At 73.1% G+C, this 19,887-nt stretch carries 20 protein-coding genes; 7 read left to right on the forward strand and 13 right to left on the reverse strand.

All coding sequences use genetic code 11. The annotated features are described in order from the left end of the window. A complete protein-coding gene (locus tag ACFZBD_RS02870) occupies positions 1–729 on the reverse strand; it encodes a succinate dehydrogenase (RefSeq protein WP_391134243.1) in 729 nt (242 codons plus the stop codon). Positions 730–801: 72 nt separating this feature from the next. Between ACFZBD_RS02870 and ACFZBD_RS02875 the strand changes: the two genes are divergently transcribed. Next, complete coding sequence (locus tag ACFZBD_RS02875) at positions 802–1,680, forward strand: LysR substrate-binding domain-containing protein (RefSeq protein WP_391134246.1); 879 nt, start codon at positions 802–804, stop codon at positions 1,678–1,680. A gap of 153 nt (positions 1,681–1,833) precedes the next feature. Here ACFZBD_RS02875 and ACFZBD_RS02880 read toward each other — a convergent pair whose 3' ends face one another. The 4 genes from ACFZBD_RS02880 to ACFZBD_RS02895 all read right to left on the reverse strand — a co-directional run bounded on the left by ACFZBD_RS02880 (position 1,834) and on the right by ACFZBD_RS02895 (position 6,487). After that, complete coding sequence (locus tag ACFZBD_RS02880; RefSeq protein WP_391134249.1) at positions 1,834–3,999, reverse strand: EAL domain-containing protein; 2,166 nt, start codon at positions 3,997–3,999, stop codon at positions 1,834–1,836. Continuing rightward, a complete protein-coding gene (locus ACFZBD_RS02885; RefSeq protein WP_391134252.1) occupies positions 3,996–4,808 on the reverse strand; it encodes an SAM-dependent methyltransferase in 813 nt (270 codons plus the stop codon). Before ACFZBD_RS02885 ends, ACFZBD_RS02880 begins: the two co-directional genes overlap by 4 nt. Before the next feature lie 265 nt (positions 4,809–5,073). Then, the gene (locus ACFZBD_RS02890; protein WP_391134255.1) at positions 5,074–6,060 is read right to left on the reverse strand and encodes an SCO0930 family lipoprotein; all 987 of its coding nucleotides are present in this window, start codon (positions 6,058–6,060) and stop codon (positions 5,074–5,076) included. Positions 6,061–6,364: 304 nt separating this feature from the next. After that, positions 6,365–6,487, reverse strand: a complete 123-nt coding sequence (locus ACFZBD_RS02895) for a hypothetical protein (protein WP_391134258.1) — start codon at positions 6,485–6,487, stop codon at positions 6,365–6,367. Between the two features lie 403 nt (positions 6,488–6,890). On the opposite strand from ACFZBD_RS02895, the gene ACFZBD_RS02900 reads away from it, so the two are divergent. Both ACFZBD_RS02900 and ACFZBD_RS02905 read left to right on the forward strand, forming a co-directional pair. Next, complete coding sequence (locus ACFZBD_RS02900) at positions 6,891–7,655, forward strand: hypothetical protein (RefSeq protein ID WP_391134261.1); 765 nt, start codon at positions 6,891–6,893, stop codon at positions 7,653–7,655. A gap of 276 nt (positions 7,656–7,931) precedes the next feature. Beyond that, a complete protein-coding gene (locus tag ACFZBD_RS02905) occupies positions 7,932–8,495 on the forward strand; it encodes a hypothetical protein (RefSeq protein ID WP_391134264.1) in 564 nt (187 codons plus the stop codon). Positions 8,496–8,654: 159 nt separating this feature from the next. Here ACFZBD_RS02905 and ACFZBD_RS02910 read toward each other — a convergent pair whose 3' ends face one another. Further along, complete coding sequence (locus ACFZBD_RS02910) at positions 8,655–9,182, reverse strand: hypothetical protein (RefSeq protein WP_391134267.1); 528 nt, start codon at positions 9,180–9,182, stop codon at positions 8,655–8,657. Positions 9,183–9,561: 379 nt separating this feature from the next. On the opposite strand from ACFZBD_RS02910, the gene ACFZBD_RS02915 reads away from it, so the two are divergent. Beyond that, positions 9,562–10,212: a class F sortase gene (locus ACFZBD_RS02915; RefSeq protein WP_391134270.1), complete on the forward strand. Its 651-nt coding sequence runs from the start codon at positions 9,562–9,564 to the stop codon at positions 10,210–10,212. Positions 10,213–10,272: 60 nt separating this feature from the next. Here ACFZBD_RS02915 and ACFZBD_RS02920 read toward each other — a convergent pair whose 3' ends face one another. Then, positions 10,273–11,127, reverse strand: coding sequence for a polysaccharide deacetylase family protein (locus ACFZBD_RS02920; protein WP_391134273.1), 855 nt, complete (start codon positions 11,125–11,127; stop codon positions 10,273–10,275). Between the two features lie 111 nt (positions 11,128–11,238). Next, complete coding sequence (locus tag ACFZBD_RS02925) at positions 11,239–12,459, reverse strand: CapA family protein (protein ID WP_391134275.1); 1,221 nt, start codon at positions 12,457–12,459, stop codon at positions 11,239–11,241. Positions 12,460–12,720: 261 nt separating this feature from the next. Between ACFZBD_RS02925 and ACFZBD_RS02930 the strand changes: the two genes are divergently transcribed. From ACFZBD_RS02930 to ACFZBD_RS02940, 3 genes are all read left to right on the forward strand, one after another. Next, complete coding sequence (locus tag ACFZBD_RS02930) at positions 12,721–13,278, forward strand: sigma-70 family RNA polymerase sigma factor (RefSeq protein WP_391134278.1); 558 nt, start codon at positions 12,721–12,723, stop codon at positions 13,276–13,278. 4 nt (positions 13,279–13,282) lie between these two features. Continuing rightward, positions 13,283–13,696, forward strand: a complete 414-nt coding sequence (locus ACFZBD_RS02935; protein ID WP_391134281.1) for a hotdog domain-containing protein — start codon at positions 13,283–13,285, stop codon at positions 13,694–13,696. A 247-nt stretch (positions 13,697–13,943) separates the two neighbouring features. After that, positions 13,944–14,438: a hypothetical protein gene (locus ACFZBD_RS02940; protein WP_391134284.1), complete on the forward strand. Its 495-nt coding sequence runs from the start codon at positions 13,944–13,946 to the stop codon at positions 14,436–14,438. Positions 14,439–14,468: 30 nt separating this feature from the next. Here ACFZBD_RS02940 and ACFZBD_RS02945 read toward each other — a convergent pair whose 3' ends face one another. The 5 genes from ACFZBD_RS02945 to ACFZBD_RS02965 form a co-directional block, all read right to left on the reverse strand. After that, positions 14,469–15,677, reverse strand: a complete 1,209-nt coding sequence (locus ACFZBD_RS02945; protein WP_391134287.1) for a histidine kinase — start codon at positions 15,675–15,677, stop codon at positions 14,469–14,471. Next, positions 15,674–17,431 (reverse strand): cation acetate symporter, encoded by a 1,758-nt coding sequence (locus tag ACFZBD_RS02950; protein ID WP_391134290.1) that lies wholly within the window; start codon positions 17,429–17,431, stop codon positions 15,674–15,676. The genes ACFZBD_RS02945 and ACFZBD_RS02950 overlap by 4 nt, the downstream gene beginning before the upstream one ends. A 16-nt stretch (positions 17,432–17,447) precedes the next feature. Continuing rightward, positions 17,448–17,876, reverse strand: coding sequence for a hypothetical protein (locus ACFZBD_RS02955; protein WP_391134294.1), 429 nt, complete (start codon positions 17,874–17,876; stop codon positions 17,448–17,450). A 102-nt stretch (positions 17,877–17,978) separates the two neighbouring features. Next, on the reverse strand, positions 17,979–18,743 hold the full coding sequence (locus ACFZBD_RS02960; protein ID WP_391134297.1) for a LytTR family transcriptional regulator DNA-binding domain-containing protein: 765 nt from the start codon (positions 18,741–18,743) through the stop codon (positions 17,979–17,981). A gap of 136 nt (positions 18,744–18,879) precedes the next feature. Next, the gene (locus tag ACFZBD_RS02965) at positions 18,880–19,755 is read right to left on the reverse strand and encodes a DNA-formamidopyrimidine glycosylase family protein (protein WP_391134301.1); all 876 of its coding nucleotides are present in this window, start codon (positions 19,753–19,755) and stop codon (positions 18,880–18,882) included. Positions 19,756–19,887 lie beyond the last annotated feature (132 nt).

Consider the following 19,887-nt stretch of genomic DNA (forward strand, 5'->3'; position numbering starts at 1 on the left):
TCAGCTCACCACTCCGGTCATGACGGCGACGGGGACGGAGACGAAGCCCAGGGTGAGGGCGAGGGCGAGCCCGTTGGCGGCGGCCTTCAGGCCCCGTTCGCGGCGTGCGTTGCCGACGCCGAGGGTCTGGGCCGCGCTCCAGAAGCCGTGGCGGACGTGGAGTCCGACGGCGAGCATGGCGACGATGTAGATGGTGTTGCCGTACCAGGTGGAGAAGGTGTCCACGACGTTCTGGTACGGGTGTCCTTCCTGGAAGCCGCCCGGGTGCGCGGTGCCGGTGGTCAGGTCCAGGATGTGCCAGACGATGAAGAGGGCGACGATCACGCCGCCCCAGCGCATGGTCCGGGTGGCGTAGGAGGAGCGCTTGCGCCGGTGGACGTAGGCGGTGGGGCGGGCCCGGATGTCGCGCCTGCTGAGCTGGTATGCGGAGACGGCGTGGGCGACGACGGCGGCCAGGAGCACGATCCGCACGAGCCACAGGGCCCAGGAGTGGTGCAGGACGGGGGCGCCCATGGTGCGCAGCCAGTGGCCGTACGCGTTGAACTCCTCGGGGCCGAAGAAGACCTTCAGGTTGCCCATGACGTGGGCGACGAGGTAGCCGAGCATGAGCAGGCCGCTGACGGCCATGACCGTCTTCTTGCCGAGGGTCGACGCCCAGAAGCCGGTCGAGCGCGTCGGGGAGGGGGGACGGCCGGTCCCCCGGTCCTTCGTCTTCGTTGCCAGAGCCATGGAGTCGACGCTAGGGGCGAAGAGCCCGAGAGGTCCAAGACATGGTTCGGCTCATCTCGATAGGCTGGGCCTATGCAGTTCCAGCAGCTCCTCTACTTCGTGGCCGTGGCCGAGACCCGTCACTTCACCCGCGCCGCGGAGCGGGTGCACGTCTCCCAGCCCTCGCTGTCCCAGCAGATCAAGGCGCTGGAGCAGGAGCTGGGAGCGGAGCTGTTCAGCCGGGCGCGCGGGAACATCACGCTGACCGACGCCGGCGAGGCGCTGCTGCCGCTGGCCCGGCGGATCCTCGCCGACACCGACACGGCCCGGCACGAGGTGCAGGAGCTGGCGCAGCTGCGGCGCGGACGGGTGCGGCTCGGGGCGACGCCGAGCCTGTGCACGGGGCTGTTGCCGGACGTGCTGCGGGCCTTCCACGACGCCCACCCGGGGATCCGGCTCCTGATCGAGGAGGGCGGCTCGCACGATCTCGTACGGGAGCTGGCGCGCGGCGCGCTCGACCTGGCGCTGGTGGTGCTGCCGCTGCCGAGTCCGTCGCCGGCGCTGACGACGGTGGAGCTGCTCCGCGAGGATCTGGTGGTGGTCTCCTCGGCGGGCGCGCCGGCGCCGCGGCGACCGGTGCGGATCGCGGATCTGCGCGATCGCCCGATGGTGATGTTCCGGCACGGCTACGACCTGCGGGAGCTGACGGTGGCCGCGTGCCGGGCGGAGGGTTTCGAGCCCTCGTTCACGGTGGAGGGCGGCGAGATGGACGCGGTGCTCGGTTTCGTACGGGCGGGCCTGGGGGTCGCGGTGGTGCCGGCGATGGTCGCGGCGCGGGCGGGCGGCGACCTGCGGGTCACGCCCCTGGCCCGCCCCGGTCTGCGCCGGACGATCGCGCTGGCGCACCGGAGCGACGTGGCCCCGCCCAGGGCGGCCCGGGAGCTGCAGCGGTTCCTCCTCCGCTCGGCGTGAGGCCGCGCAGCACATGAGTCCGCGCCCCGCGTGCGCCCGCGCTACGTGAGGCCCACCTGAGGACCGCGTGAGGCCCGCGTGAGGCCCGACCCCGCCGTGAGCCCCGCCCCGAGGGGCCCTGCACCGGGTGAGGCCCCCGCCCCCCGGGGCTCGCTACACCGCGTCCGCGAGGAGCAGGGCGTGGATGCGGTCGGGGGCGCCGGGGCGGGCGTAGTACCAGCCCTGGGCGGTGTCGCAGCCGAGTTCGCGCAGTTGCTGGGCCTGTGCGCCCGTCTCCACGCCCTCGACGGTGACGGCGAGTTCGAGGCTGTGGGCCAGCGAGACGATGCCCTCCACGATCTTGAGGTCGACCGGATCGGCGGGGTGCTGCTGCATGCCCCGGGTGAAGGAGCGGTCGAGCTTGAGGACGCTCACCGGGAGGCGGCGCAGATTGGCCAGGTTGGAGTAGCCCGTACCGAAGTCGTCGAGGGCGATGTCCACGCCCATCTCGGCGAGTTGCCGCAGCGGCTTGAGGAGGTCGTCGTCCGCCCCGATCAGCGCGGACTCGGTGACCTCCAGGCACAGGGCGCCCGGTTCGAGGCCCGAGCGCTCCAGCACGTCGACGGTGTCGGCGACCAGGCGGGGGTGGTGCAGCTGGGTGGGCGAGAGGTTGACGTTGATCCGCAGCGGTCCGCCGTCGGAGTGGCGGGCCTGCCAGAACCGGGCCTGGCGCACGGCCTCTTGGAGCACCCAGCGGCCCAGCGGCACGATCAGGCCGGTGTTCTCGGCGAGCGGGATGAAGCGGTCGGGGCCGAGCACTCCGTGTTGCGGGTGGCACCACCGGACGAGCGCCTCGGCGCCGTGCACGCTGCCGTCGCCGAGGTGGACGAGCGGCTGGTACTCGATGAAGAACTCGCCGCGCTCCAGGGCGGCCGGCAGGGCGGTGGTCAGTCCGTGCCGGGTGATGGCCCGGGCGTCGGCCTCGGCGTCGGCGAGTTCGAAGCGGTTCCCGCCCGCCGACTTGGCGCGGTACATGGTGATGTCGGCGCTGCGCAGCACCTCGGCCGGGGTCCGTTCGCCCGCCGGGCCCTCGACGACGCCGACGCTGCCGCGGACGGTCAGCTCGCGGCCGTCGATCCGGACGGGGGTGGCGAGCGTGGTGAGGATGCGGTTCGCCAGCTCGACGACCTGTCGTTCGGTGTCGGTGCCGGTGGTGAGGGCGACGAACTCGTCGCCGCCGAGCCGGGCCACCATCTCGCCGGGAGCGGTGGCGCAGCTCTGCAGCCGGTCGGCGACCTCGACGAGCAGCCGGTCCCCGGCCGCGTGGCCGAGACTGTCGTTGATCGCCTTGAAGCCGTCGAGGTCGAGGTAGCAGAGCCCGAAGCGGGCTCCGTCGGCGGGGGCGAGGGCCTTCTCCAGGCGTTCGAAGAACAGGGTCCGGTTGGGCAGTCCGGTGAGCGCGTCGTGGGTCGCCTCGTAGCGGAGCCGGAGGTTGAGCAGGCGCCGTTCGGTGGTGTCCTCCATCAGCGCCAGCTGGTACTGCGGGAAGCCCTCGGCGTCCCGCAGCAGCGAGACGGTGAGGTTGGTCCACAGGACCGTGCCGTCGCCGCGGTAGTAGGGCTTCTCGACGCGGTAGTGCTCGCGTTCCCCGCGGACCAGCTCGCCGTAGAGCTTCCAGACGTGCGGAGCGTCCTCGGGGTGCACCCAGTCCTGCACGTTGCGGCCGCGGACGTGGTGCTCCAGGCCGCCGAACATCCGGGTCAGGGTCTCGTTGATCTCCAGGATGTTGCCGTCGAGGTCGGCGATGCCGATGCCGATGGCGGCGCCCTCGAAGACCGCCCGGAAACGGGTCTCGGTGGCGTGCAGGGCGACCTCGGCGGCGCTGCGGGCGGCGAGCGCGGAGCGGGCTATCGACTCCTGTTCGGCCAGGGTCCGTTCGCGCAGGCCCTGGGCGAAGCCGGCCGCCATGGCGTGCTGGAGCCGCGCGCACCGGGCCCGCAGCTCCTCGGCGGGGTGCTCCCGCTCGTCGCCGCAGTACAGCACGAGGTAGGAGTCGACGACGCCGAGGCTACGGCTGAGGGCGTCGGGGTCGGTGCAGTGGGCCGCCACGAGCGCGGTCCCGGCGCGGTGGGCCGGGGTCGTGTCGAAGGGCCGGTCGTGCAGGGCGGCGCGCAGGACGCGGGCGAGCGGCAGCAGGTGCCCCTCGAACTCGGCGCGGGTCAGCGAGGTGGCGGTGACCGGGAAGATGGCCCGGCTCCAGATCGTCGCGAACCGCCTGAGTCTGTCCTCGACGTCGTCCGGTTCCGCGCCGGAACCGGACGGCTGAGACGGCAGCTTCACGCCTTGCGCCCCACCCCTGCGAAGCCCGAGAAGGCGAAGGGATCCTCCTCCTCGACCTCCCCGTCGGGCCGCCAGTTCGGCATGGACACCAGGCCGGGTTCGAGGAGTTCGCAGCCTTCGAAGAAGCGGGAGATCTCGGCGTGCGAGCGCATCACGAGGGGGTTGCGGATGGTGCGGTAGACCTCGACGGTGCCGCCGGCCTGCTCCTCCGTCAGCGGGATGCCCTCGTAGGAGGCGTGGGTCAGCACGACGAGGCTGCCGGGCGCCAGGGCGTCGAGGAGTTCGGCGACGGCCTTCGCCGGTTCGTCCTGGTCCTCCAGGAAGTGCAGGACGGCGACGAGGAGCAGTGCCACCGGCTTGTCCAGGTCCAGGAGCCGTTCCACCTCGGGGTTGTCGAGGATCTCCCGGGGCTTGCGCAGATCGGCGGAGACGACGGCCGCGCCGTCGTTGCCCTCCAGCACGGCGCGGCTGTGCGCGACGGCGACCGGGTCGTGGTCGACGTAGACCACGCGGGCGGCCGGGTCGGCGGCCTGCGCTATCTCGTGGACGTTGCCGAAGGTCGGGATGCCGGAGCCTATGTCGAGGAACTGGGTGATGCCGCTGTCGACCGCGAAGCGCACGGCGCGGCGCATGAAGGCACGGTTCGCCTGCATGACCTTGGGCAGTCCCGGCATGAACTCCATGGCCTTGCGGGCCGCTTCCCGGTCCACTTCGAAATTGTGCGAGCCGCCCAGATAGTAGTCGTACATACGGGACACGCTCGGCACCGAGATATCGATACCCGGCGGGGCCCAGGCGGGACGCTCCATCAATGTCTCCAACAAGTCGCCACGGGGATGCGGCCATGTGTTCGCGGCCGGTGTTCGAGCCGAGGCTACTGATCGCCCGCCGAGAGAGCGAGTGGAAACGGAAATTCGCGATCCGTTCTTGGTCACACGCCATTGGCACGTGCGTACGCAGCGAAGAGTTCGCGCCTTCCTACCGTGCACATTCACGTGCATATGGACGTGCGTCGAGCCCGCCGTCACGGGAGGCGTGACGGCGGGCCGACCGGTCGCAGCGCGGCGCGGGGGACTACTTGGGCGCTCCGACCAGCTTTCCCTCGGGGGAGACGGCGTACCAGGTGCCGCCCACGCCTTGGCCGTTGGTGTCTCCGGGCTCCTCGTCACCGGCGAAGGTGTACAGCGGCCAGCAGTCGATGGTCTGCTGCTTGATGCCGTCGGGCCGGTTGAAGGTCACGAAGCCCTTGCGCGTGATGCCCTTGGTGTCGTTCTTGTCCACAGGGGCGACAACCGGCCACTTCTCCAGGCAGGGACCGACACAGGCCGTCTTCATGGGCCAGGCGGAATCCTTCTTGAAGCGGTAAACCGTCATTCCACGCGAATCCACCACAACGTCACCGAGCTTGGGATCCTTGCGCACCGAGAGCCCTGTGGGAACCGTACCGGAATCTTCGCCTCCGTCGGCGTTCTCCTCATTCTGGGCCGGTGCGGCCTTCTTTCCGTCCGGGGCGGCGGCGAACCAGGTGCCGCCCACGCCCTGACCGTTGACATCGCCCGGCCGGGCGTCCTTGGCGTAGCGGTACATCGGCCAGCCGTCGACGGTGAGCTGCTTGGTGCCGTCGGCCCGGGTGACCTCGCCGAGCAGCGCGGAGTCCACGCCGGCGGGCGGCTTGGCCCCGGCGGGGCTCACCACGGGCCACGCCTTCACGCAGTCGCCCTCGCAGGTGGCGCGGGGCGGGTTCGCGGAGTCCTTGTCGAAGCGGTAGAGCGTGAAACCCTTGCTGTCGGTGAGCACTTCGCCGAGCTGCTTGGTGTCCGCCGCCACGAGCTGGCCGGCGGGCGAGGCGGGCGCCGCTCCCGAACCCTCGGCGCCGGAGCCGTAACCCCCGGAGGCGTACCCACCGGGGTTGTATCCGTCGGCGGACGCCCCGGCCGGGTTCGCCGCCCCGGCGGGGGCTCCGCCGAGCGACTGGTCGCCCTTTTCCTGGCCGCAACCCGTCGTCAGCGTGAGAACGGCCGCCGCGGTCAGCGCGAGTGCCGCGTTCCCCCAGGTCTTCATGTCAACTCCCGTTGCTTCATAGCTTGTTGGACCGGCGTCGGGATCCGTCCACGGCATGGAGTACGGGGCCGGGGGGCGGTCTGCTCAACCTCTGGCGAAAAATTTCCGCCGGAACGTCAAACCGCCGTCCTCCAAGAACCCCTCCATCCAGCGAATCCGGAGCGTTCCGCGCACACGGGGGGCGCGTTCTGATCATGCTCGTCGGCGTGTCTGTGTACGGATCGCTCCTCTCGCGGCCCCTGGGGGCCGCCGCGCTGCTGTGGCTGCTCGCCACTCCGGTGCCGGCGGCCGCCGACGCCTGCGCCTACGCCGTGACCGGGCCCGGCGGTACGAACGCGGTCGCGGTGGCGGGGGTGTGCCCGCCCACCCCGACCCCGACCCCGCCGCCCTCGCCCAGCCCCACGCCGACGCCCACGCCCACGCCCACTCCGACGCCTTCGCCGGAGCCTCCACCCCCGCCGCCTCCGCCGCCGAAGCCGAAGCCGCCGAAGCCGAGCCCGACGCCCGAGCCGCCGCCTCCGGTGCGCGCGGATCCGCCGCCCCCGCCGAGGCCGGCCCCGCCACCTCCGCCTCCCCCGCCGGCGCCCGCACCGCCGCCCCCTCCCCCGCCGGCGCCGAAGCCGACGCCGCCCCCCACACTGCGGCCGCGGCCGCCGGCCCCGGCCCCCGTCGCCCTGCCCGCCTACCGCCGCGCCCAGCGGCCCGAACCCGACGGCGGACCCTCGCTCGTGTCGATGACGCTGCTCGTCACCGCACCCGCGGTACTGGCGACCGCGGCACTCCGTCCCCGCTCCCGCTGAGCCCGCCGAGCCCGCCGAAGGAAGACCACCATGTCCGAATGGCTCGTCCTGTCCATCGCGATGGCCGCCGCGTGCGCCGTCGTCCTCACCATCGTCGTCATCAACAACCGCAGGCTCTCCGATGACGACGACCCCAGCGAGACGCCCGACGTCATCGAGTACATGACGATGATGATCGGCGTGGTCTACGCGATCGTCCTCGGCCTGGCCATCGCCGGCGTCTGGGAGGCCCGCAGCGCCGCCCAGGAGACCGTGCGCCAGGAGGCCCAGGCGCTGCACGAGATCTCGGCGCGGGTCGAGGTCTACCCGGCCGACGTCCGCGACCGGATCCGCTCCGACGTCGACGCGTACGTCGCCTACGTCATCGACGACGAGTGGCGCCACATGTCCGAGCACGGCGAACTCAGCGAGAAGGGCACCGAACTGCTGGAGCGGATCCGCCGCGGCGTGACCGACTACCGTCCCGCCGACGACCACGAGGGACAGGCGTACCAGCCGCTGGTGGACCAGGTGGCGGCGGTGGACGACGCCCGGGGAGCGCGGGGGCAGAGCGCGGGGGCGACGATGCCGGGGGTGGTGTGGTTCGGCCTGATCATCGGAGCGCTGGTGACGGTCGGCCTGATCTTCACCCTGCAGATCCGGCGCACCGGGCGCGAACTCCTGCTCGCGGGCCTCTTCAGCGCGCTCATCGCCTTCCTGCTCTTCCTGATCTGGGACTTCGACGCGCCGTTCGGACGGGGCATCTCGGCCACCGCCACCCCCTTCACCGACCTCTTCCCGGAGGTCGTGAACTGAACGGGGGGCGGGGCGGAGGGCGGGCGGTGGACGGCCGGGAGCGGACGGGCGGACGGAGACGCCCCCGGGGGCGGCGGACACGGCGTGGCGGAAGGCCCGGAATCCCGGGCCCGGAGCAGCGCCCTGTAGGCCGAACGGTTGACCTTGGTGCCCCATTCGCCCGTCTGGGATCGCGGTTGTGATAGTGCGCTTCTAACGTTTCGGGCATCGAGGTGCATTCCTGCCCTTTCGCGGAAAACCTTCCGCGGCTGCGCCTCACGGACCCGGAGGACACCCATGCGCGCGATACGTGCCGCGTCCACTGCCCTTCTGGGGGCGGCCGCCCTCGCCTTGGCCGCTCCCCTCGCCTCGGCTGCGGACGGCGCCCCCGCACCCGCCCCCAAGGCGCCCCGAGCCAAGGCTCCGGGCGACTTCGTCGTCTCCCCCTCGCTCGTGGCCCCCGGTGGCCGGGTGACGCTCAGCGCTCCCGCCTGCCGCAGCACCGCGACCGCCTCGGCCGGCATCTTCGACACCGTGACCATCGCCCCGGGATCCACGGCCACCGCCGTGGTGGACCAGGACGCCAAGCGGGGCGCCGTCTACACCGTCTCGTTCAACTGCACCGGCGGCGTCCAGGAGACCGTCACGCTGACCATCAGCGGCACCACGGCCACCCCGACGGCCAACTCCACCGTGCTCACCCCGCCTCGCGGCGTACAGGGCGGTCTCGGTGGTTCGGTCGGCGGGATCGACACGGTCACCCTGGCGGCGGGCGCCGGCCTGGTCGCCGTCGCGACCACGGGTCTGGTGTTCGTCGTACGGCGGCGCCGCGCGGATCTCGACCGGGCCCGGCGTCACTGACGGCGGGGACGGTGTCTCCCGACGGCGCCTCCCGCCACCACCCGCACCCCCGCCATGACCGCGGACACGACCGCGGACACCCGTCGCCCCCGAGTCCTGTCCGACCAGGATTCGGGGGCGACGGGGCGTGGCGGCCGGCCGATCGGGAGGTTCGGCCGGTCAGGCGGCGGCGCCGACACGGCGGCGGCGGGCGATGAAGAGACCACCGCCGAGCCCGGCCGCGGCGACGAGCGAACCGCCGACGGCCATCTCCGTGGAGCTGGGCGCCAGCGAGCCGCCGATGCCGCCCTGCGAGCCCTGGCCGGCCAGCACGCGGAACTGGCCGGTGAGCACCCGGTTGTTGTTGCAGTGCACGGTCAGGGTGTGCTGACCGAGCCGGGCGTTGTCGTGGATGCGGGCGACGGCACTGGAGACGCCGTTGACGTTCGCGGAGAGGCTGGTCGTCGGGAAGGCGTCGGACGTGACCCGGCCGCCGGAGCAGCCCCTGACCGTGATCGTGAGGGTCGATCCCTGGTGGACGGCGAAGGGGGTCACGGTGACGCCCTGGTTTCCGTCCCCTCCCCGCTGGACCACGGAGGAGTTGACGGTGACGTCGCCGGGACCGTTCGTGGCGGCGGCGAGGGGGGCCGCGAGCCCGACCGCCGCGAATGCGGTGGCGGCCACCGCCAGAGTGCGTGCAGCACGCATGGTTGAACCTCCAGTGGAAGACGCCCCGAAGCGGTGCCCCGGGAAATTCGACGAGTACGCCTTCCATGACGAACCATCACCATTCCGGACAACCACCGCACCCTGACACTGGTCCACCCCGGTGAGGCGACACGCCGGGAAAAGGGCCGCCGGACCTGACGGAGCCGCAGGTCACAGGCCGTCAGGCTGCTTATCTGATGATTACTCGTATGGGTCATCGTTCTCGTCACCCGGCCCGCCCTGGGGTACCACTGAGCTCCCGGCGCCTGCCGGATGGCCCTCGCACGGCCGGGAGGCGCCCGCCACCCGTTCGCCTCTCCCCGCTCGCCGGTCCGACCCGCCACCCTTACCGTTTCGTCGACGCCACGAAGGGAGAACCATGAGCCCCAAGGACTTCCGCGTCTTTGAGCCCAGAAGACGCCAACCGTGGGGCGTCCTGACCCTCGTCATGCTGTCCGGCCTGGCGATGATGCGCAACGGGGTCGATGTCGAGCTCGGCCCCCCGCAGCCCGCCGCCGCCGCGGCTCCCACCCGCATCGGGGCTCCGCCGGCCGTCTCCGGCCTGGCGCCGCTGCCGTTCGCCCCCGCCTCACGGGTGAAGATCCCGTCCATCAGGGTCGCGGCCCCCCTCATGGACGTGGGCCTGGACGAGAACGGCTGGATCGCCGCGCCTCCCCCGGAGGACGCCAATCTGGCCGGCTGGTACCAGAACGGCATCGCGCCCGGGCAGCGCGGCACCTCCATCATCGTCGGCCATGTCGACAACCAGGCCGGTCCCGCGGTCTTCTACGGCCTGGGCTCGCTGGAGAAGGGCCAGTTGGTCGAGGTGGAGCGGTTCGACGGCCGCGTCGCGATCTTCGAGATCTACGGCGTCGAGGTGTACGCCAAGAACAACTTCCCCGGTGTCCAGGTCTACGCCGACACCGGGGAGCCCGAGCTGCGGGTCATCACCTGCGGCGGCGGCTACTCCCGGGCGCAGGGCTACGACGGGAACGTCGTCGTCTACGCCCGCATGGTCGCCACCCGCTGAGCGGGCGGACACACCGGCAGGGCCCCCGGCGCCGCGCGCCGGGGGCCCTGCCGTACCCGGTCAGCGCTGGGGCACGGTGATGCTGTAGCCGGCGTCCAGCAGTTCGGGCAGGTAGCGCCTGAGCGCGGCCACGCTCTGGGAGCGGTTGCCGCCCGCGTCGTGCGAGAGCACCACGACCCCCGGGGCCGCCCCGTCCAGGACCCGGCGCACGATGCTGTCCGTGCCCGGCTCCTTCCAGTCGAGGGTGTCCACGGTCCAGGCCAGCGGCTCCATGCCCAGTTCGGCGCCGATCTCGAACGAGTGCCGGTTCCACGCCCCGAACGGGGCGCGGTACCACAGGGGCGCCGTACCGAGGGTCCGCTCCACCAGGTCGCTCGTGGAGCCCAGCTCGTGGCGGATGAGCGAGGGGCGCAGCTTGGGGATGAGGGGGTGGGACCAGGAGTGGTTGCCCACCACGTGCCCGTCGGCGGCCATCTCCCGCAGCAGGTCCCGGTTCTCGGCGGCCATCTCCCCGCAGACGAAGAACATCGCCCGGCAGCCGTAGCGGCGCAGGGTGGCGAGGATCTCCGGGGTGTAGCGGGGGTCGGGTCCGTCGTCGAAGGTCAGCACCATCGAGCGGCCGACGCCGGACATCTTCAGGAACGGCCGCTGCCGGACCGGCGGGAGCGCCCTGCGCAGGGTGGGGGGCGCGTAGGCGGTCATCGGTTGGAGCCGGTAGGCGGAGGGCTTCAGCCGGGTGCTCGCCGGCGCCCCGGAGCCGGGCGCGCCCGCGGCGGACCCGGGTGCGGTACTCCCGGGCCGTACGGGCGTGGCGGCCCGTTCCGCGGCGAAGACCCCGACCGTGGCGGTGGCCCCCAGGGCGGCGGCGATGCGCAGCACCGTACGGCGCCCTTTGGGAATCTGATCGTTTTTCATGACTAATAACTCGCATGGCCGAAGGCCGGTGCGCTTCCTCCACACCGGCCGCCCTGCCGAAAGCACCCGATGAGCCGATAGCCGGACCGCCCCGGCGCGGCCTTTCACCGCCTACCGCCCCATCACCAGACCGTCGTTGCCCGCGCCGCGGCCGAGGACGACCTCGCGGATGGTGTCGCGTACGGCGGTCTGCCCGCCGCCCTGTTCGAGGGCGGCGTTGAGGTTGACCACCCGGCCCCGGGAGGTGTCGAACCACTGCGGGATGAACTCCGCCTTGGTGACCTCCCAGCGGCCGCCCGGCGCGGCGGGCGGGGCGAAGGTGAACCGGCCGAGGGTGCCCTGGTTGCCCCGGGGGTCGGGGGAGCCCTGGTAATTGATCATGTCGCCGGCGATCTGGTCGCCCATGCCGTAGACGATCCAGACGCCGTTGACCTTCTCGTACGCCTGGGGCACGTGTGCGTGCGTGCCGATGATGAGGTCGATGTCGGGGCGCCCGCCGGACCGGGAGGCGGTGAGGGAGCTGCCGAGGGTCAGCTGGGTGTCGTCGGGGGCGGTCTCCCACTCGGTGCCCCAGTGCAGGCTGACGACGACGACGTCGGCGCCGGCCTTGCGGGCCGCCCGGGCGTCGGCGACGATCCGCTGCTCGTCGATCAGGTTGACCGCCCAGGGCTGCCCGTCGGGCAGGGGGTAACCGTTGGTTCCGTAGGTGTAGGCGAGTTGGGCGACGGTCGCGCCGCCCGCCTTCATGAGCGGGGGCCGCGCGGCCTCCTCGGCGGAGCGGGCGGAACCGGCGTGCCGGACGCCGGCCCGGTCGAGCGCGTCGAGCGTGCGGCCCAGTCCGGCGACGCCGTCGTCCAGGGTGTGGTTCGAGGCGGTGGAGCAGGAGTCGTAGCCGGTGTCCTTGAGGGCCGCGGCGATCTCGGGCGGCGACTTGAAGGCGGGGTAGCCGGTGTAGGGGCCGCCCTCCTCGCCGTACACCGTCTCCATGTGGCAGATCGCCAGGTCGGCCTGGGAGACGACCGGCTTGACGCCGGCCAGCATCGGGCGGAAGTCGTAGCCCTGGCCGTTCGCGTCGGCCGCGGCCTGGCGGATGACCGAGGAGTGGGGCAGGACGTCCCCGGAGGCCACGAGGGTGAAGCCGGCGCGGGCCGAGGGCCCGCCGACTCCCTCCGAGGACGTGGCGGAGCCGGCCGGTGGCGGGACGGCGGAGCGTGGGGGGTCCTGCCCCGCGGGCGGTGCTCCGGAGGTACGGGCCGCGCCGGCGCAGCCGGTCGCCGCGGTGAGCAGGACGGCGGTGACGACCACCGCCCGTCGTCTCGTGCGCTGGGTCATATGCCGGACTCCGCAGTTCATCTGACGAACATCTGTCCTGATGAATTCACAGCGGATATAAGCCGCAGTCAAGGCACAAAGCCGCGAAGCTTTCAAACCCCGCTGAAACGGACGCAGCGCTTCCGTGTGACCGTTCACCGCACCATTCGCCGCTCGGTGCGACCGCTCGTCGCACGGACGTGTGCGTTCCCTGTCCCCCGTCGCCCGCATGCGTTCGGATACGCCCCGTGGGACGACGAGCCGGCAGGAGAGGTGTGCAGCATGACAACGGCGACGACCGACGAGCGTGCCCTGGCGGAGCTCCAGCGTGACCACGGCCCGGCCCTCCTCGCCTTCCTGCTTCAGCTGACCTACGGCGATCAGCAGCGGGCCGAGGACCTGGTCCAGGAGACGCTGGTGCGCGCCTGGCTCCACCCGGAGGCCTTCGACAGCCCGTACGAGTCGATGCGGCCGTGGCTGTTCACCGTCGCCCGGCGCCTCGCCATCGACGCCCGGCGCTCCCGGCTCGCCCGGCCCGCCGAGATCGGCGACGGGATGCTCGCCGCCACCCCCGATCCGGCGGACGTCACGGAGTCGGCGGTCGCCGCCCTCGATGTCCGGGCGGCCGTGCGGGGCCTGAGCCCGGAACATCGGGCGGTCCTGGTCCGGATCTACTTCCACGGCCTGACCGTCAACGAGGCCGCCGCCGACCTCGGCATCCCCGCCGGGACGGTGAAGTCCCGCTCGCACTACGCGCTGCGCCAGCTCGGGCGGTGCCTGCCCGGTTACCGCCCCCGGCGCGGGGGCGTTGCCCGGCCGAGGGCCGCGGCCGCACAATGAGCGGGTGACGCTGACTCTCGCCGCCGCGGACCGGGTACTCGCCGACAACTTCGCCCCGTGGGTGCTGGACCTGGGCCTCTCGGTGGTCTCGCTCGACACCGGGGAGGCGGTCCTCCGTCTCCCCTGGTCGGACCGGCTGGCCCGCGAGGGCGGGGGGCTGTGCGGGCAGGCGCTGATGGCCGCCGCCGACACGGCGACGGTGATCGCGGTCTCGGCCGCCCGGGGCGGTTTCGTGCCCATGACGACGGTCCAGCAGTCGATCAGCTTCCAGCGGGCCGTCCTGGGCGCGGACGTCCTGGTGCGGGCACGGCTCACCAAGACCGGCAAGCGGATGGCGTTCGCGGACATCGCGATGACGGCCGAGGGGACGGACGAGACCGCCGCGCACGCGACGGCCGTCTACGCCCTGCTCGGCTGAGCCGCCCGGACCTGCAGCGAGGGCCCGTCGACCGGGCCGCCCCGGTCCGCCCGGGCCTCGACATGTCCCACGCGTCACGGGCGTAAGGCCCCGCCCCGCCTCTCCCACCAGCACCGATGCGCGGGTAAAACGTATCCGAAACCACACCGGCGAGTTGAGCAAAGAGCGACCCGCGCGCGTCTTCTTGGGTGGAGGCTCGTCCTCGGGGTCCTCGACCGACACGACACGTCCGGAGAAGGTGGGAGCGTTGCTGCCCGAGAGTACGAACGGCACCAGCGGGGGCGGCCTCGCCGTCCCGATGGCCTGGTTGTGTGCCGAGTTCACCGCCGGCGACCTGCTCCGCACGAGCTGTCTGGTGGAGCCCGGCTCACTGGAGTACCGGGCCGGACAGCGCACGCTGGCCCTCACCATCCACCTCTGCGAGACCGCGGAGGACCGCGTGGCCACGGGCCGCGCCGACCGGCTCGACGAGTGGATCAACCGGACCGCGTACGACCACCCCTGGCCCGACTGGGTCCGCGGGCGGCTCGACGCCCGGGCCCGCGCGGGAGACGAGGGACCCGACCTGGCCCTGGCCCGCGAGACCTGGCGGCTCCTGGAGGCGACCCTGATCCGGGCGGCCGATCTGGGCGGCCTGCCGCCCTTCTCCCCCGGCTTCCCGGTCGACGAGCGGGAACAAGTGTGGATGCCCGCATGGCAGTTGGGACTTCCCCTCGGCCATCTGGCCCTGCATCTGTACTGACCCACCGGCCGGCTCCGCACCACCGTCGATCTAGCCGGGTGTCGGGTGCACACCGGCCCGGTACTTCGGGATCCGTACGGTCACCTTCATCCCCGCGCCGGTGCCGGTCTCGATGACCAGGCCGTACTCCGCGCCGTACACCTGGCGCAGCCGCTCGTCCACGTTCGACAGTCCGATCCCGGAGCCCGTGGGCCGTTCACCGCGCAGGATCGCGCGCAGCACGGCGGGGTCCATGCCCACGCCGTCGTCCTCGATCGTCACCACCGCCTCCGCTCCCGCGTCCCGCGCCGCGAGGGTGACCCGGCAGACGTGCACGGAATCCTCCAGACCGTGCTTGACGGCGTTCTCGACGAGCGGCTGGAGGCAGAGGAACGGCAGCGTCACCGGCAGGACTTCGGGGGCGATCTGCAGGGTCACCTTGAGCCGGTCGCCGAACCTCGCCCCGGCCAGCGCCAAGTACTGCTCGATGGAGCGCAGTTCGTCGGCGAGCTGGGCGAACTCCCCGTGCCTGCGGAAGGAATAGCGGGTGAAATCGGCGAACTCCAGGAGGAGTTCACGTGCCCGTTCCGGATCGGTCCGTACGAACGAGGCGATGGCGGCGAGGGAGTTGAAGATGAAGTGCGGCGAGATCTGCGCGCGCAGGGCGCGGATCTCCGCCTCCACCACCCGCGTCCGCGACCGGTCGAGCTCGGCCAGTTCCAGCTGTACGGACGCCCAGCGGGCGACCTCGGTGGCCGCCCGCACCAGGACGGCGGACTCCCGCGAGCCGTAGGCGACGAGCGCTCCGAGCACGCCGTCCTCTCCGGTGAGCGGGGCGATCACCGCCCAGCGCAGCGGGCATTCGAACTCCCCGCAGCCGGTGTGCGCGGAGCGGCTGCGCCCCGAGGCGAGCGTCTCGGCCACCTGGTGCATGACGTGGTCGCGGTGGTGGCTCTCGCCCGGCCCGTCCCAGGCGAGGACGGCGGAGCGGTCGGTGAGGCAGAGCGCCTCGGTGCCGAGCAGGGACCGCAGCCGCCGGGCGGCCTTGCGGGCGGTGTCCTCGGTCAGGCCCGCCCGCAGCGGCGGCGCGGCCAGCGAGGCGGTGTGCAGGGTGTGGAAGGTGGCGCGTTCGACGGGGGTGCCGAGGTCGGGGTCGGCGTCCCGGTCGCCGCGCCGGGCGGTGAGCCGCCCCAGCACGAATCCGACGGCGAGCAGGACGGCCGCGGCGGCGGAGGCGGCCGCCAGGGCGGTCCCGCTCATCGGCCGGCCCCCTCGCGCAGCAGCTCCTCCGGCAGGTGCAGCCGGGCCAGGATCGCCGGGGTCCCGGCCGGGACGCGCCGGGGGGTGGCCAGCGAGACCAGCACCATCGAGGCGAAGCCCATGGGGACCGACCAGACGGCCGGCCAGGCCATCAGCGTGTGCGCCCAGCCGTCGGCCGGGGGCAGCCCGGCCCGGGTCGCCATCACCGCGGTGAGCGCCGAACCGCCGCCCAGGAGCAGTCCGGCCATCGCGCCGGGCGGGGTGAGCCGCCGCCACCAGATGCCGAGGACGAGGAGCGGGCAGAAGGAGGAGGCCGAGACGGCGAAGGCGAGGCCGACGGCGTCGGCGACGGGGACCTTGGACGCCATCACCCCGACGGCCAGTGGGACGGCGGTGGCCAGCAGGGTCGCCAGCCGGAAGTGCCGTACGCCCCGGGACGGCAGCACGTCCTGGGTGAGGACCCCGGCGACCGACATGGTGAGCCCGGAGGCGGTCGACAGGAACGCCGCGAACGCCCCGCCGGCCAGCAGCGCGCCCAGCAGGTCTCCGAGCACCCCGCCGAGCATCCGCTCCGGGAGCACGAGCACCGCCGCGTCGGCGGCGCCGGTGAGGGCGAGTTCGGGGGCGTAGATCCGGCCCAGCGCGCCGTACACCGGCGGCAGGAGGTAGAAGACGCCGACCAGCCCGAGCACGACGAGGGTGGTGCGGCGGGCGGCGCGGCCGTGCGGGCTGGTGTAGAAGCGGACGGCGACGTGGGGCAGCCCCATGGTGCCGAGGAAGGTGGCGAGGATCAGCCCGTACGTGGCGTACAGCTGGTGCCCGTCGCGCCCTCCGGCGAGCGGCTGCGACCAGCCGAGGGGGTCGGCGCCGTCGGAGGCCCTTCCCCACCCCTCGGCCGGGGGCACCACCGTACGCTCCGGGACCTTCGCGCCCGCGGGGAAGGCGAGTTCGGTACCGCCCTCCACCCGGTGGGTGCCCGGGTCGAGCGTGACGGAACGGCCTTCGTACGCGCGGGCGTCGATCCGTCCCGTGACGGTGAGGGCGAGCGGGGCGTCGACCTCGATCCGGACGGTGTCGGCGACGCGGACGACGGTGTGCTCACGGAAGACCGCCGGTGCGTCGAAGCGGACCCGGGGCGCGTCGTCGCCGGACCAGGCGGCGGCCAGGAACAGCGCGGGCACGAGCAGGGCGGTGAGTTTGAGCCAGTACTGGAAGGCCTGGACGAAGGTGATGCTGCGCATGCCGCCGGCGGCGACGATGCCGGTGACGACGACGGCGACGAGGAGGCCGCCCACCCAGTCGGGCGCGCCGGTGAGGATCTCCAGGGTGAGTCCCGCGCCCTGGAGCTGGGGCAGCAGGTAGAGCCAGCCGATCCCGACGACGAAGAGACTGGCGAGCCGGCGGGCCTGCGGCGATTCGAGCCGGGCCTCGGCGAAGTCGGAGAGCGTGTACGCCCCCGAGCGGCGCAGCGGGGCCGCGACCAGGACCAGCAGGACGAGATAGCCGGCGGTGTAGCCGACCGGGTACCAGAGCATGTCGGGGCCCTGGACGAGGACGAGTCCCGCGATGCCGAGGAAGGACGCGGCGGAGAGGTACTCGCCGCTGATCGCGGCGGCGTTGAGCCCCGGACCGGCGGTGCGGGACGCGACGTAGAAGTCGGAGGTGGTGCGGGATATCCGCAGACCGAGGGCGCCGATGAGCACGGTCGCCACGACGACGGCGGTGACGGCGGCCACCGCGTAGGTGTGGTTCACGTCCGTTCCCCCGGGCTCAGCGGCCCTCGACGAGGCCGGTGAAGTCCCGCTCGTTGCGTTCGGCCCTGCGGACGTACCAGCGGGCGACGGCCCAGATGACCGGGTGGACGCCGACGCCGAGGGCGGCCCAGACGACGGCTTCGGGGGCGGGGAGCGCGAGGAGCAGGGGCAGGGAGCCGACGAGCAGGGCGAGCGCGCCGAGGGCGGTGAGCGCGGCCCTCAGCTGGCTGCGCATCAGGGAGCGGACGTAGGTGTGGCCGAGGGTGGTCTGTTCGCTGATCTCGTGACGGGCGGGCGGATGGCCGGCTCGCCGCCCGGCGGGCGGGCGCGGGCTGGACGCCTGCCGGGGCACGCCGGGCGTCCCGGTGGCGCCCTCGCGCAGGGCCGAGGCGTGCGTGACGGTCTCGCGCCGGGGCCGGCGCGGCGGTGGCTCCTGCTCGGACATCGGCGTCCGCTCCCGCCTCTGATCGACCTGCTGGGGCGGGTGGAGTCTACGCAGAAGCGATCACGGGCGGTAGACGCGTGGGCGGGCGGGAGGGGCGGGCCGTCAGGGGCGCCCGGCCGCCCGGCGCATCAGCAGGTCCCGCAGGTCGCGGGCGTGGCGGCGGCTCACGGAGAGTTCGGCGGCGCCGACCCGTACGGTGGTCGCGCCGCCGTCGAGGCGCAGTTCGTCGATGCGGTCGAGGGCCACGAGGTGGCTGCGGTGGATCCGTACGAATCCGCGGGCCGCCCAGCGCTCCTCCAGCGTGGACAGCGGGATGCGGACGAGGTGGCTGCCGCCGTCGCCGGTGTGCAGGCGGGCGTAGTCGCCCTGCGCCTCGACGTACTCGATGTCGTCGACGGCCACGAACCGGGTGACACCGCCCAGTTCCACCGGTATCTGCTCCGGCGCGCCGCCGGGCGCGGGAGGCGGCGGGGCCACGTGGACCAGGTCGCGGACGCGCCGGACCGCTTCGGCGAGCCGCTCCCGGCGCACCGGCTTCAGGACGTAGTCGACCGCCTTCAGGTCGAAGGCCTGGACGGCGAAGCCCTCGTGGGCGGTGACGAAGACGATCAGCGGCGGCCGGGCGAACCCGGCGAGCAGGCGGGCGAGGTCGAGCCCGGTGAGTCCGGCCATGTGGATGTCGAGGAAGACGACGTCGACGGCCTCCTCGCCGTCGGGCCCGGCCTCCAGTGCCCGCCCGATCCTGCGCAGCGCCTCGGTCGCGTCGGTGGCTCCCTCGGCGCTGCGGACCCGCGGGTCGGCACGGAGGAGGTAGAGGAGTTCCCCGAGGGCCGGCTCTTCGTCGTCGACGGCCAGTACGCGCAGCATGCAGCGGAGTGTAGGCGGGGCGCGGCCGGGGCAGAACCGGCCACCGGGGGCCGGGGGCCGGGGGCGCGGGGGCGGGCGCTTCGGCCGTGTTTCGAAAGTCCCGTCTGTCCGGGGCGCGGGGGTGCCTGGGGCGGCGCTACTTCAGCAGTCGGGACAGCCTGCGGTCCGCGAGCGGTTTGCCGCCGGTCTGGCAGGTGGGGCAGTACTGCAGCGAGGAGTCGCTGAAGGACACCTCGCGGATGGTGTCCCCGCAGACGGGACACGGTTCGCCGGTGCGGCCGTGCACCCGCAGCCCGCTCTTCTTCTCGGCCTTGAGCCTGCCCGCCGCGATGCCGTGCGAGCGTTCCACGGCCTCGCGCAGGGTGGTGCGCAGCGCCTCGTACAGGGCGGCGGTCTCGGCCTCGGTGAGGTTCTGGGTCGGCTTGAAGGGGGACATCTTCGCCGCGTGCAGGATCTCGTCGCTGTACGCGTTGCCGATGCCGGCGATCAGGCTCTGGTCGCGCAGGGCCCCCTTGATCTGGCGGCGTTCCCCGGCGAGCAGTGCGGTGAAGGCGGCGAGGTCGAATGCGGCGGCGAGCGGGTCGGGCCCGAGGCGGGCGACGCCCGGGACGTCGAGCGGGTCGCGGACGAGGTGGACGGCGAGCCGTTTGGTGGTGCCGGCCTCCGTGAGGTCGAAGCCGTCACCCGTGACGAGGGCGGTACGGAGGGCCAGCGGGCCCTTGCCGGGCCGCGGCGGTCCGGAGGGCAGCGGGTCCTTCCACTGCAGCCAGCCCGCGCGGGCGAGGTGGACCAGGAGGTGGAGCAGCTCACCCGTGGTGGCGGCCGTCCGGATGTCGAGGAACTTGCCGCGCCGTCCGACCGAGACGACCTCGGCACCGTCGAGGGCGGTCAGCGGGGGGTCGTACGTCTTGAGGACGCTGATCGCGACCGGGATGACGCGGGCGATCTCCTTGCCCACGAGATGCTCGTCGAGGAACTCTCGCAGGGCTTCCACCTCGGGCAGTTCGGGCATGGCTCCACCCTGCCCCACCCATGGCCCCGACGCGCGCCCAGGGGACTCCTCCTGGCCGTCGGCGTGTCGACCGCCGGGAACCAAGGGCCGGCGGGCGGGCGTCCGCCGTGGGCCCGCCGGCCGCCGTCCCCA

It is taken from the genome of Streptomyces sp. NPDC008121 (genome assembly GCF_042957155.1).
Classification (GTDB): domain Bacteria; phylum Actinomycetota; class Actinomycetes; order Streptomycetales; family Streptomycetaceae; genus Streptomyces.